Raw genomic sequence first — 13,146 nt, 5'->3', positions numbered from 1 at the left:
AAGAAAATCATGAAAATACAAGCGGTTGCCCGGATATCATCGTTGGCAACCTTCTTGCAAACCTCTCGTCGGAGTTCTGCGCGGTCCGTGTCGGGCACGTGGTCACAACCTATCCGTCGCAAAACCGATGAATGGACCCACTCATGAATTCGGAGCGGCGATGTCTGACAGAGGAGTACAGTAATGAAGAGGCGTGACTTCCTGAAATCATCTGGATTGCTGATGGGCGCGGGCGTGCTGCCGATGCTCAAGAATGTGCCGGCATACGCTGCGGGCCGCGATGACACGATTGTCGTGGTGCTTGCAAACGGCCCGAACAGCATGGATATCCATCGCAAGGGTACCAATCGTCCGAGCTATGCGATCGCCGTGAACTTGTATGACCGGCTGGTCGGTTACGGCTCCAAGACGCTGGCCAACGGGACCACCATGTATGATTTCGAAACCATCGAGCCGGAGTTGGCGGAGAGCTGGACGCTCGCGCCGGACGGTATGTCGGTGACCTTCAAACTACGGCCTGATGCGACCTTCCATGACGGTTCGCCGGTAACCGCCGAGGATGTGAAATGGTCGTTCGATCGCGCCGTGTCCGTTGGCGGTTTCCCGACCGTGCAGATGAAGGCCGGATCCCTGTTGAAGCCGGAACAATTCACGGCCGTGGATGCGCAGACCTTCAAGATCGATTTCATCGAGAAATCAAAACTGACCATCCCGGATCTCGGGGTCCCGGTGCCGATCATCATCAACTCGAAGGAAGCCAGGAAGCACGCGACGGCGGATGACCCCTGGGCGGCCGAGTATCTGCATCGTACGCCGTTGGGTGGCGGTGCGTTCAAGCTCGAGCGTTGGGACCCGGGCCAGCAGGTGGTCTACACACGGTTTGACGAGTGGAAGAGCGGACCTCTTCCGGGTGCCAAACGGGTGATCATTCGTGAAGTTCCGTCGGCTTCGACCCGCCGGGCGTTGCTCGAAAAAGGCGATGCGGATGTTTCGCTCGATCTGCCGGCGAAGGATTTTCGTGAACTGGCGGACTCCGGCAAGGTCTCGGTGCAGGGTGCACCGATCGAGAATTCCATGTCGGCGCTCGGCCTCAACATGAACTTCGAGCCGTTCCAGAAGAAACTGGTGCGTCAGGCCGTCGCCTATTCGATCCCCTATGATGACATCTTCGAGGCGGCCGCTTTCGGGCGGGGTGTAAAGATGAACGGCGGCGCGTCGTTCAAACCGACCTCGACGGAGTGGCCGCAGCCGTTCCCCTACGATACGGACTATGACAAGGCAAAAGAGCTTCTTGCCGAGGCCGGATACAAGGACGGTTTCGAGGTGCCGCTGTCGTTCAATCTCGGTCTGGCCGACTGGTCGGAGCCCGCGGCGCTGCTCGTTCAGGAAGGGCTCGCCAAGGTTGGGATCAAGTCGACACTCGACAAGATTCCGGGTGCCAACTGGCGGACCAAGGCTTTGGTCGAGAAGTCCCTGCCCCTGCATCTGAAGAATTTCGGCGGTTGGCTGAACTATGCCGACTACTACTTCTTTTGGGTGTATCAGCACGGTCATCTGTTCAATTCGATGAACTACAAGAACGACGAGGTCGAGGCGCTCGTCAACAGCACGCTCAAGCTCGAAGTGGGTGACCCGGCTTACAAGCCGAACGTGTTGCGGATGATCGAGATTGCGTTCGACGAAGTGCCGTTGATTCCCTTCTATCAGCCCTTCCTCGACGTCGCGACGCAGAAGAATGTGGCGGGCTACGAGTACTGGTTCCATCGCCAGCTCGATGCTCGCGCCCTGGCAAAGAAAAGCTAGGGGCGGATACGCCCATGGGCGGGACCGGCAGGTTGATTCTGATCGGGCGACGGCTTCTGCAGGCAGTGCCGTCCCTGATCGGGATTGTCATCGTGACGTTTGTGCTGACGCGCGCCTTGCCGGGTGATCCGGCGGCCTATTTTGCCGGTCCCGCCGCGGACGAAAAATCGATCGCCGAAATCCGCGCCGCGCTGGGGCTGGATCGCAGCCTTCCGGAGCAATTCTGGGGTTATGTGATCGATCTGGCCCAGGGCGATCTGGGGGTTTCCATCAGCACCGGGCGGCCGGTTGTCGAAGAGATATTCGAACGCCTGCCGGCGTCACTCGAATTGACACTGACGGCTTTGGTGCTGGCGATTGCGATTGCATTGCCACTGGGTATTCTGGCGGCAACGCGCCCGAACTCCTGGATCGACCATCTGTGCCGTGTGGTCGTGACGGCCGGTGTTTCGCTGCCGGTTTTCTTCACAGGCCTGTTTTTTGTCTATGTCTTCTACTTCGTCGTCGATGTGGTGCCATCCCCAATCGGAAGGCTCGATATATTTTCGTTGGCACCGCCCAGGGTGACCGGATTCTATCTGATCGACAGCCTGTTGATCGGCGACTTCGAAACCTTTGGAGCCGCGCTCGCGCAATTGGCTCTGCCGGCGATTACCATGAGCATGTTTGTACTCGCGCCGCTGGCGCGCATGACGCGCGGGTCGATGCTTCAGGTGCTGGGCAGCGAGTTTATCCGCACGGCGAATGCCAACGGGCTGGAACGCCGGACAATCCTCTACACCTACGCGTTTCGAAATGCGCTGCTACCAATTCTGACCACCCTCGGCATGGTTTTCTCGTTCATGCTCGGTGCCAATGTTCTGGTCGAGAAGGTTTTTGCCTGGCCGGGCATCGGTTCCTTTGCGGTCAATGCGTTGGTCGTCTCCGATTTCGCCGCCGTGCAGGGTTTCGTCCTGTCGATGGCGGTCCTCTTCGTGATGCTCAACCTGGCGATTGATATTCTCTACACGCTGATCGACCCGCGGGTCGGAATCGAGGGTTGAGATGACCGCGGCACCCGCCGATATCCGCGAATCCCGTACAGGCGAATGGATTCGGCATTTTCGCTACGTCATGGCTGAAAATCCGGTCACGCTATTCGCCTTCTGCCTGTTCCTCATGCTGGTCGTATTTGCGGTGTTCGGGCCGGCGATCACGCCTTATGACCCCTTGGCCAGCGAGACGGGCAACGCGCTCAAGCCGCCGTCCTGGGCGCACTGGTTCGGGACAGACAACCTCGGTCGCGATGTGCTTAGTCGCGTGATCGTCGCAACGCGGCTGGATCTGATCATTGCCGTGGCGGCTGTGGCAATTTCGTTCGCGATCGGCAGCGTGCTCGGCAGCCTTGCGGGATATTATGGCGGCTGGACCGACCGGGTGGTTGGCCGGTTCACCGATACGATCATGGCCTTTCCGTTGTTCGTGCTGGCGATGGGCATCGTCGCGGCCCTGGGCAACACCGTTGAAAACATCGTCTACGCGACCGCGATCATCAATCTGCCCTTCTATGTTCGTGTGGCGCGTGCCGAGGTGAATGTGCGCCGCCATGCGGGATTCGTGGCGGCGGCCAAGCTCGCCGGAAACTCCGATGCGCGCCTGTTGATGTTCCACCTCTATCCCAACATTCTGCCGCCGATGATGGTTCAGGTGTCCCTCAATCTCGGTTGGGCGATCCTGAACGCGGCCGGCCTTTCGTTCATTGGATTGGGCGTGCGGCCGCCGACCCCGGAATGGGGAATCATGGTGGCGGAAGGGGCGACCTATATCGTCTCGGGAGAATGGTGGATGGCGTTGTTCCCCGGCGCGGCACTGATGCTTGCGGTCTTCTGCTTCAATCTTCTGGGGGACGGTCTGCGTGACCTGATCGATCCGCAGCGCCGCACATGAGCGCCGGCAAGCCCATTCCCCTGTTGGCCGTCAAGGACCTCACGGTCGAGTTCCGCACCCGTGAGGGGGCCGTCACAGCTCTCAGGTCCGTGGGTTTGGACGTGCGAAAGGGTGAGACCCTTGGCGTGGTCGGTGAGAGCGGTTCGGGAAAGTCGGTCACTGCCTATTCGGTCATGGGTATTCTGGACAGGGCGGGGAAGGTAACAGGCGGCTCGGCGGTGTTCGGCGGCTTCGAGATGATTGGCGCGCGGGAGAAGGACCTGCGTGAGTTGCGCGGCCGGGAAGCTTCGATGATCTTCCAGAGCCCGCGCACGGCGCTCAATCCGATCCGTGCGGTCGGGCATCAGATCGAGGATGTATTGCGGCGCCATACGCTGATAAGACGCGATGCGTTGCAGGCAAAGGCGGTCGAACTGCTGGCCCAGGTTCGGATAACCGATCCCGAGAAACGCTACTGGTCGTACCCCTTCGAATTGTCGGGCGGTATGTGTCAGCGCGTGATGATCGCGATCGCGCTGGCCTGCGAGCCGGCGCTTCTGATTGCCGATGAGCCGACGACGGGTCTTGATGTGACGACCCAGAAGACGACGATGGACCTGGTTCAGGAACTCGCCAAGGCGCGGGGGATGGCCACAATCCTGATTACCCATGACCTCGGGCTGGCGGCACAATATTGCGACCGCATCGTCGTCATGCAGCATGGCGAGGTGATCGAGAGCGCCGCGACGGATGCGTTGTTTCGCAATCCCGAACACCCCTATACCAAGCGCCTGATCCGCGCGACGCCGCGGCGGGATTCGACCCTGGCGGAGCTGAGCGAAGGTGCGGGTGGCGAGAATGTTGCGTTGGGTGACGGCGCGGCAAAGGTCGAGCATCTCCATCCGTCAGGTGGTGCCAAGCAGTTGCCTCTCCTGGAAGTGAAGGGGTTGGTCAAGGAATTCCCGGTCTTGCGGGGCGGCGAGTCCGCCGAAAAACGTTCGGGCATCTGGCCGTTTGCGAAGCGGGGTCCCGTGCCCGTGTTTCGTGCCGTGGACGGTATAAATTTCTCGATCGATGCAGGTGAGTCCGTGGGCCTCGTGGGCGAATCAGGTTGCGGCAAGTCGACCACGTCGAGCATGATCATGCGTCTGCTCGCCCAGAGCGAAGGTGAGATCGTCTTCGATGGTCATCCCATTGGTGACATCCCCGTGGGCAAGTTCGCACGCCACTCCCTGCGCGCCGATATTCAGATGGTATTCCAGGATCCGACGGAAAGTTTGAACCCGCGCTTCAAGGCGTTTGACGCCATCGCCGAACCGCTTCGGCGCCTCGGTCGCAAGATGGACCGTGAGGCGCTCGACGGTGAGGTCCGGCAATTGGCCGACATGGTGGGCTTGCCCGATCATTTGCTGACCCGGTTTCCACATCAATTGTCCGGCGGTCAGAAGGCCCGCGTCGGAATCGCCCGGGCAATCGCCCTCAGGCCCAAACTTCTGGTCCTCGACGAACCCACCTCGGCGCTGGATGTTTCGGTTCAGGCGGTTGTGCTGAACTTGCTTGATCGGCTACGGCGCCAGCTGGGCATGACCTATCTGTTTGTCAGCCATGATCTGAATGTGGTCCGGCTGCTTTGCGACCGGGTGATCGTGATGAACAAGGGCCGCATAGTGGAATCGGGAACCGCGTCGGAAGTCCTGACCAGCCCGAAGGACGCCTACACAAAAACGCTCATTGCGGCGATCCCGCATTTCGACCCGACGCGCGCAGCGGACGATTCGCTCGCCGGGTGATGGCACTCATTAATGCCTAGCGCTCCGCCTGTGCGTCCGGCGTCAGGTTGAACTCGATGGTGCCCCGGAACCGCCCGGAGACGGTGGTCACGGCCGGATGATAGCCATACACCGCGCATCGCACGGAGATGTCAGACGCGATACTGGTAAGCGTGATGTCGAAAGGTGTGGTTTTGCCGGGGCGGGTGACCAGCCCGTCGCGTTCGAAACTGCAGCGCGCGCCCGGCGGGTTCGTCTCGATTGTTACATCGTAGGTTTTCCACTCCCGACGGTGCGTGCATGCCGCCAGGACGATCAGTCCGAGAGTGATGAGAACGAACGCTTTCCTCGACATTACGAAACTCTGACTTCATCCGGGTTATGGACGTCTGCGCGGCTCTTTGCGCATACGATGATCCGATCCCGATTCTGCCTGTCCAGGTCCGGATATGCTAGCCTTGATACACAGTTCGGAACGAGAGGAATGGCATCATGGCGGAACAGGTCTCCTTCGCGGCTTCACCGGGACGGGTCGTCGATATCGCCGCCGATATACGCGCCGGGAGATGTACCCCGACGGATGCGGTGCAGGCCTGTCTCGACCGGATCGCGGATGTCGACGACGAGGTGATCGCCTGGGTGTCGGTGGATTCCGCCGGGGCGCTGGCGGCCGCCGCCGTGATGAACCGCGAGGCCAATGACGGGATGCTGCGAGGGCCGCTTCACGGTGTGCCGGTCGCCATCAAGGACATCTGTGATGTCGCGGGTTGGCCCACCCGCTGTAACAGTCGCACCCGTTCCGACGCCCAACCGGCAACCGCCGATGCCGAGATTGTGACCGCGTTGCGCGCCGCGGGCGCGATCATCCTTGGCAAGACCCACACGACCGAGTTCGCCTATTACGACCCGTCGCCGGCACGCAATCCGCACAATATTGGGCATACCCCCGGCGGCTCGAGCAGCGGATCGGGTGCGGCGGTCGGCGCCGGTATGGTTCCCGCCGCCGTTGGAACCCAGACCGTGGCATCGGTAAATCGGCCCGCGGCCTATTGCGGGATTGCCGCCTTCAAGCCCTCCACCCGCAGCATGGCCACCTATGGCATTGCACCGCTTGCACCGGTCTATGACACGCCGGGCCTGTTCGGCTGGTCGGTCGCGGATGCCTGCTATCTCTATGACGCGGTCCGGCCACCCCATGGCCGGCCGGATGCGGGACTCGACGGAGACGTCCGGGTTGTCGTCATGAATGACCCGTTCCTGGCGGAAGCGAGCGACGAGATCATGGCCGCGCGGGATGATGTGGCCGCCCGGCTGGGCGATGCAGGCCATGAAGTGCTGGAAATGGATTCCCCTATTTCGCTCGAGGATATCAACGAGTTGCAGGGACATACGACCGTCTATGAACTGGCGCGCGTGCATGCCGGATTGCTGGAGTTTCCCGAGGATCAGGTCGGCGCGGTGTTGCGCCAGTCGGTCATCGACGGCAATGAGATCGACGACGATGTTTATCAGGCCGAGCGGCGCCAGATCGATGCCATGCGCGCGGCGTTTTACGATGTCGTCAAGCCGACCGACCTGGTGCTCTGGCCGGCGACCCCGGCCACGGCGCCGGCGGGTCTCGAATGGACCGGCGACCGACGTTTCATCGCACCCTGGACCGCGCTTGGCGGCCCCGTCGTGTCGATGCCGTCTGGCCTGGACGCGGGTGAGATGCCGATCGGCATGCTGCTGGCCGGCGCGCCGGGTTATGATCGATATATGGCGCGGGTCGCCCCACGCCTGTCCGAGGCGGTCCCGCATACTGGTTGAGAGGCTTTCCCCATGGAATGGATGATAAAATGCGTGTCCAAGCCGGACATGGCAGCAACCCGCGAGGCGACCATCGCCGCGCATATCGAGCATCTCGACAAGTTCAAGGCCGAGACCTGGTATTCCGGGCCGATGATGGTCGGCGACGGATCGAACGCCAATGGCAGTTTCCGGGTCGTTGATTTCCCCGACCATGCCGCCGCAAAGACCTATATCGACACCGACCCCTATACGACGGCGAAGATTTTTCGCCGGATCGATATCGAACCGCTGCAGCCCTGGACGGATATGCGCCAACGCGACTATGCACAGACCGATGGCCGGACCCAGTTCATCGTCATCGCACGCACCGACCCGCTTTTGCCGGACCGGGCCTCCGGGGATGTGTCGGAATTCCTGGCGCGCCATGAAGCACGAATCGTGTTTGCCGGCGCGCTGCTGGACGATGCGCGTGCTGACGTTGCGGGCGCGTTGTACGTGATCGATGCGGATGACCGGCCGGATGCGGATGCATTCCTTGCCGATGAGCCCCTGTCGCGCGGCTCCGAGGGTCGCAGTCTCACCATCGAACGCTGGCGCTTCGGCCACGTCTAGGCCAGTCGCTTCTAGGAGATCAAATCATGACCAGTGCCGTCATTGTGTCCACTGCCCGGACCCCGATCGGGAAGGCCTATCGTGGGTCTTTCAACAACACCACACCGGCGAAGCTGGGCGGGATCGCGATCAAGAACGCCGTCGAACGTGCCGGGATCGAGCCCGACATGGTCGAGGATGTGCTGATGGGCTGCGCCAACCCCGAGGGTGCGACCGGACAGAATTTCGCTCGCCATGCCGCGCTTTGGGCCGGCATCCCGGTGACCGCGGGAGCGGCCACGATCAACCGTTTCTGCTCGTCGGGGCTGCAATCGATCGCATCCGCCGCGAACCGGGTGGTGATGGACAAGGTGCCCGTCGCCGTGGCCGGCGGGATCGAGGCGATCAGCGCCCTGGATCCGGCCCATCAGGCCGATATGCGGGTCGAGGATCCCCATGTGCGCGAGGTGAAGCCCGAAATCTTCATGGTCATGCTCGACACGGCCGAGACCGTGGCCGATCGTTATGGCGTCAGCCGGGAGAGCCAGGACGAGTATGCCCTGTCGAGCCAGCTGCGCACCGCAGCAGCCCAGCAGGCCGGGCGCTTCGACGACGAGATCATTCCGGTCGAGACGACCATGCTGGTCAAGGATCGGGAGACCGGCGAGGTGAGCGAGAAGGCCGTCACCCTCGATCGCGACGAGTGCAACCGGCCGACGACGAATACGGAGAGCCTGGCCGGTCTGGACGCCGTGCGCGAGGGTGGGTCGGTCACGGCGGGAAATGCCAGCCAGTTGTCGGATGGCGCCAGCGCGTGCGTGGTGATGGACGAGAAGCTCGCCGAACAGCGCGGGCTCGAGCCGCTCGGGCGTTATCTCGGGCTGGCCGTTTCGGGTTGCGAGCCCGACGAAATGGGCATCGGGCCGGTGTTCGCCGTGCCGCGCCTGCTGGAACGCAATGGTCTCACGGTGGATGACATCGATCTGTGGGAGTTGAACGAGGCGTTCGCGGTCCAGGCCCTCTACTGCCGTGACACGCTGGGCATCGACCCGGAAAAATACAATGTTGACGGCGGCTCGATCTCGATCGGGCACCCGTATGGCATGAGCGGCAACCGGATGACCGGGCATGCGCTCATCGAGGGGCATCGCCGCGGTGCCAAGAATACCGTCGTGACGATGTGCGTCGGCGGCGGCATGGGCGTCGCCGGGCTGTTCGAGATATTCTAGGAACGTTGTTGTCGGCTAGGGGAAGTCCGGTCGTTCGCCCTCGGGTGGGACGATCTCGAAGCTGTTGAGCGTCATCGCCACGCCCGTGTAGTGGCCGACGATCCCCGTCAGTTCGACGATGCCATCCTCGCCGAAGCGCGACTTCATATCGGCATAGATATCGTCGTCGACCCGTCCGCTCTCGAGCAGCGCGCGCACGAAACCGTAGACGGCCGCCTCGTCGTCATTGCCAAAGTTGGGCGGGGTGCCGGCGCGGATGGCTTCGACGATGTCTTCGGACAGGCCTTCGCGGACGGCGATGGGGGCGTGCGCGAACCATTCGAATTCGGCCTTCCAGTGGCGCCCGACAACCAGGATTGCGAGCTCGCGCAGGTTTCCGGGCAGGGTCGCCGCGAAACGCAGGAAATGTCCCATCCGCTCGACTCCCTCGCAGACCCCGGGATGAAGGAGATAGGCATGGTAAGGACCGCGGACCTGGCCGCGCGGGCCGGCAGTGATCCGGTCGTAGATTTCTTTCTGTTCGGGTGTAAGAGCGTCGGGATCAATTTCGGAGATTCGCATGATGGCCTACATTGTTGTGTGGGGACCAAGAATACAGGTTCTACCGGTCCGAAGGAATGTTGGCCCGTCCAGCGGGCCGAAACGGGTGAGCCCAACGGAGTAAACCGAGATGAGCGAAATGTTTGCGACATATTATCTGGAGATATGGGAGATTCTGTTGCGGTTGGTGTTGGCCGCCGGACTTGGGTTCGCGGTCGGGTTTGAACGTTCTGTGAAGAGCAAGCCTCTGGGTTTCCGTCCCTTCATGATGGTCTCTGCCGGTTCTTGTCTTTTCGCCATGCTGGTTCTGGAACTCGGGCTCGGACCTCTCACCGCAAACGGCATTGCGCAAGTGGACGTCAGCCGTGTCATGCAGGGGGTTATCGGGGGCATCGGCTTCCTGGGTGCCGGCGCAATCATTCAATCGCGTGCGGACGGCGGCTTGATTGGCAGCACGACCGGAGCCGGGATCTGGATGGCGGGCGGAATTGGGATGTCGGTCGGGTTCGGTCTGTATATCTATGCGTTGCTTGCCGCGGCTGTTGCGGTCGTAATTTTTGTGATTTTCGGCATGCTGCGCGCGGAAATCGATGAGAACACCGAAGACATGAATGGCAAGACATAGCCGCAGGGATGGTGCCGATGGATTTTAACCAGATCGCGGTTGTCGCGACGCTTGCCCTGACGCTTGTTCTTTTCGCCTGGGGGCATTGGCGGTACGACCTCGTGGCACTTGTTTCGCTTCTCGCGCTGGTTTTGCTGGGGGTGATCCCAGACAGCGAGGCGTTCCGGGGCTTCGGTCATCCGGCGATCATCACGGTGGCCGCGATGCTCGTGATCAGCGCCGCGCTGGAGAAGGCCGGGATCGTCGATATCATTGCGGCGCGCATTACGCAGGCGTCATCGAGCCTGGTTATATCCATGATGCTGCAAACCGGTGCGGTCACGGTGATGTCCGCATTCATGAACAACATCGGGGCGCTGGCGCTCATGCTGCCGGTGGCGCTTCAGGTGGCGCGCCGCATCGGGGTGCATCCTGGCTATTTTCTGATGCCGCTCGCCTTCGGCTCGATCCTGGGCGGCCTGCTCACCATGATCGGCACGCCGCCGAATATCATTATCGCGACGTTCCGTCAGGAGGCAATGGGCGAGTCATTCGGCATTTTCGATTTCACCCCGGTCGGACTTCTGGTTGCGCTCGCAGGGTTGCTTGTGATCGCAGGGTTCGCGCGGTTTTTGATTCCGATCCGGGGCGGCAATTCCGACGCCGACGTCTACGCGCAGCTCGAACCCTATCTGACCGAACTCGCGGTTCCGGAAGATAGCGCATTCTCCGGGGAGCGGTTGCGGGTGTTTCGCGAAGCCGGTGACGATGACATCGCCGTCGTCGCGATGATTCGCGATGGCGAGCGTATCCTGTCACCCCATGGCAATGTCGGCATCCGGCCCGAAGACACATTCATCGTCGAAGCCGACCCGGACTCCCTGCGCGCGTTCATGGACAAGACGGGCGCCCGGATCACCGCCGAGCGTCATTTCGGTGCCGACCTGTTCTCATCCGAGGATGTGGTCAATGCGGAAGTTGTCGTGCTTCCGGGCTCGCGGCTGGAACGCCGCACCGCGGCGGGAATAAGGCTGCGCTCTTCCTACGGTATCAATCTCCTGGGAGTTGCCCGTCAGGGCGCGAGTATCCGCACCCGGCTTGGCCATGTGCGTCTGCGTGTGGGCGATGTCCTGTTGGTGCAGGGTGACAGCGATACGATCCGCGAGACCTGTGCGGCGCTGGAATGTCTCCCGCTGGAACAGCGTGGCGTCGCGATTCGGCGCAGTTTTTCACCGGTGCCCATTCTTGTGTTTTGTGCGGCCCTCATCGCCAGTGCGGTTGGTGTGGTGCCGATCCAGGTATCACTGTCGCTGGCGGCTGTGCTCATGGTGTTGGCGAATTTCCTGTCGATGCGCGAGATGTATGACGCCATCGATTGGCCGATCATCGTGTTGCTCGGTGCGCTGGTCCCCGTTGGCGCCACCCTCGACAGCACCGGGGTCACCCAGTTGATCGGACAGTCTATCGTCGGGCTGATGGGGGCTTCACCGGCATTGCTGGTCGTGCCGCTGCTGATGATCATCGCCATCGCATTGTCGAATGTCGTCAACAACGCGGCGACCGCAATCCTGATGGCACCGCTCGCGATCAACATCGCGAACGGGCTGGACGTCAGCGCGGACCCGTTCCTGATGGCCGTGGCCATCGGCAGTTCCTGTGCTTTCGTGACCCCGATCGGGCACCAGTCGAACCTCCTGGTGATGGGGCCCGGGGGTTATGAGTTTCGTGACTATTGGAAGTTGGGTCTGCCGGTTTCTTTAGTTGCGGTTCTGGTTGGCAGTCCGGCTATTCTCTTGTTCTGGTCTCTGTAATCCGTGCGGTTCGATGAGTGAAATAGAACAGTTGCATAAACGCTACCGGGCCGCATTTGTGCTCGCATTTACCATCGTGGTTTGCCTGGCATTCGCCGGGTTGATCCGGAATTTCCTGCTTGCGGTTCTCATGGCCGTCATCTTCAGCGCGCTGCTGCATCCTCTTTACACAAAGGTACGGACCGGGTTGCGTGTGCATCCTTCGGTGGCATCAGGGCTGGTGATCGCGATCGTGGCGACCGCCGTAGGCATACCGGTGCTGGCGATTACCGGACTGGTCGCCAGCGAGGCGCTGGCGATCAGCAAGGCGGTATCGCCCTGGATCGAGAACCAGGTTCGCACACCCGGCTCCGTGGCGCTCGATCTGCCGGCATGGCTTCCTTTTCACGATCAGCTTGAGCCCTACAAGACGCAGATCATCGCGAAGCTGGGAGAGTTGGCAGGCGGTGCGGGGCAGTTTCTGTTCAATAGCATCCGCGACGCGACGCGTGGCACCGTCACGGTTCTCCTGAATTTGTTCGTCTTCTTTTACGCGATGTTCTTTTTTCTGATGCGGGGGCCGGATTTGCTGGATTCGGCACTGCGTTATCTTCCCCTCGATTCTGACGATCGCGATGGATTGATCGACCGCGGTCTGACCGTCACCAAGGCGACACTCAAGAGCATTCTGGTAATCGGGGTCTTGCAGGGGTTGCTGGTCGGTCTCGCGTTCTGGGTTCTCGGTATTCAGGGTGCCGCGTTCTGGGGGACCGCCGTCCTGATATTCTCCGCAATTCCCGGTCTGGGGTCGGCGATCGTGTGGGTTCCGGCCGTGATCTATCTGTTTTCGGTGGGGCAGACGTTCGCCGCCATCGGCCTGCTTGTCTGGGGTGTTCTCGTGGTGGGGTTGGTTGATAATATTCTGCGCCCCTGGATGGTTGGTGAGGAGACCCAGATACCAGACCTGCTTGTCTTGCTGTCGATCTTCGGAGGCATTGCGGCGTTCGGTGTCGTCGGGATTGTGGTGGGACCAATACTGGCGGCGGTTTTCCTGACAACGTTGCAGATATATCGAACGGCCTTTGCTGCTATCCTGCCCGGAACAGAGAAATCGGGTTAGTTCA

Annotated in this window: 12 protein-coding genes; 10 read left to right on the top strand and 2 right to left on the bottom strand. The window is 61.3% G+C overall.

The window, feature by feature from the left end:
• Positions 1-183 precede the first annotated feature (183 nt).
• From ABJ363_13830 to ABJ363_13815, 4 genes are read left to right on the top strand one after another with little or no spacing between them, the layout of a single operon-like run.
• Positions 184-1,803, top strand: coding sequence for an ABC transporter substrate-binding protein (locus tag ABJ363_13830; protein ID MEP4380078.1), 1,620 nt, complete (start codon positions 184-186; stop codon positions 1,801-1,803).
• 14 nt (positions 1,804-1,817) lie between these two features.
• Positions 1,818-2,846 carry an ABC transporter permease gene (locus ABJ363_13825; GenBank protein MEP4380077.1) on the top strand — a complete coding sequence of 343 codons (1,029 nt, stop codon included), beginning with the start codon at positions 1,818-1,820 and terminating at the stop codon, positions 2,844-2,846.
• Between the two features lies 1 nt (position 2,847).
• Positions 2,848-3,729, top strand: a complete 882-nt coding sequence (locus ABJ363_13820; protein MEP4380076.1) for an ABC transporter permease — start codon at positions 2,848-2,850, stop codon at positions 3,727-3,729.
• Complete coding sequence (locus tag ABJ363_13815) at positions 3,726-5,498, top strand: ABC transporter ATP-binding protein (protein MEP4380075.1); 1,773 nt, start codon at positions 3,726-3,728, stop codon at positions 5,496-5,498. Before ABJ363_13820 ends, ABJ363_13815 begins: the two co-directional genes overlap by 4 nt.
• Positions 5,499-5,514: 16 nt before the next feature.
• Here ABJ363_13815 and ABJ363_13810 read toward each other — a convergent pair whose 3' ends face one another.
• On the bottom strand, positions 5,515-5,832 hold the full coding sequence (locus ABJ363_13810; GenBank protein ID MEP4380074.1) for a hypothetical protein: 318 nt from the start codon (positions 5,830-5,832) through the stop codon (positions 5,515-5,517).
• A 137-nt stretch (positions 5,833-5,969) separates the two neighbouring features.
• On the opposite strand from ABJ363_13810, the gene ABJ363_13805 reads away from it, so the two are divergent.
• The 3 genes from ABJ363_13805 to ABJ363_13795 are packed head-to-tail and all read left to right on the top strand — an operon-like array spanning position 5,970 to position 9,088.
• A complete protein-coding gene (locus tag ABJ363_13805) occupies positions 5,970-7,286 on the top strand; it encodes an amidase (GenBank protein MEP4380073.1) in 1,317 nt (438 codons plus the stop codon).
• A gap of 12 nt (positions 7,287-7,298) precedes the next feature.
• Complete coding sequence (locus ABJ363_13800; GenBank protein MEP4380072.1) at positions 7,299-7,880, top strand: YciI family protein; 582 nt, start codon at positions 7,299-7,301, stop codon at positions 7,878-7,880.
• Between the two features lie 26 nt (positions 7,881-7,906).
• Entirely contained in the window at positions 7,907-9,088 is a 1,182-nt protein-coding gene (locus ABJ363_13795; GenBank protein ID MEP4380071.1) for an acetyl-CoA C-acyltransferase, read from the top strand.
• Positions 9,089-9,103: 15 nt separating this feature from the next.
• On the opposite strand, the gene ABJ363_13790 is transcribed toward ABJ363_13795, so the two are convergent.
• Complete coding sequence (locus ABJ363_13790) at positions 9,104-9,649, bottom strand: carboxymuconolactone decarboxylase family protein (protein ID MEP4380070.1); 546 nt, start codon at positions 9,647-9,649, stop codon at positions 9,104-9,106.
• A 109-nt stretch (positions 9,650-9,758) separates the two neighbouring features.
• On the opposite strand from ABJ363_13790, the gene ABJ363_13785 reads away from it, so the two are divergent.
• The 3 genes from ABJ363_13785 to ABJ363_13775 are packed head-to-tail and all read left to right on the top strand — an operon-like array spanning position 9,759 to position 13,142.
• Positions 9,759-10,253 (top strand): MgtC/SapB family protein, encoded by a 495-nt coding sequence (locus ABJ363_13785; GenBank protein MEP4380069.1) that lies wholly within the window; start codon positions 9,759-9,761, stop codon positions 10,251-10,253.
• A 17-nt stretch (positions 10,254-10,270) separates the two neighbouring features.
• The gene (locus tag ABJ363_13780; protein MEP4380068.1) at positions 10,271-12,043 is read left to right on the top strand and encodes an SLC13 family permease; all 1,773 of its coding nucleotides are present in this window, start codon (positions 10,271-10,273) and stop codon (positions 12,041-12,043) included.
• Positions 12,044-12,056: 13 nt separating this feature from the next.
• On the top strand, positions 12,057-13,142 hold the full coding sequence (locus ABJ363_13775) for an AI-2E family transporter (protein ID MEP4380067.1): 1,086 nt from the start codon (positions 12,057-12,059) through the stop codon (positions 13,140-13,142).
• Positions 13,143-13,146 lie beyond the last annotated feature (4 nt).

This window comes from Alphaproteobacteria bacterium, assembly GCA_039980135.1.
GTDB lineage: Bacteria > Pseudomonadota > Alphaproteobacteria > UBA6615 > UBA6615 > UBA8079.
The sequence above is the reverse complement of the archived record's forward strand: the minus strand, read 5'-3'. Positions and strand labels throughout refer to the sequence as shown.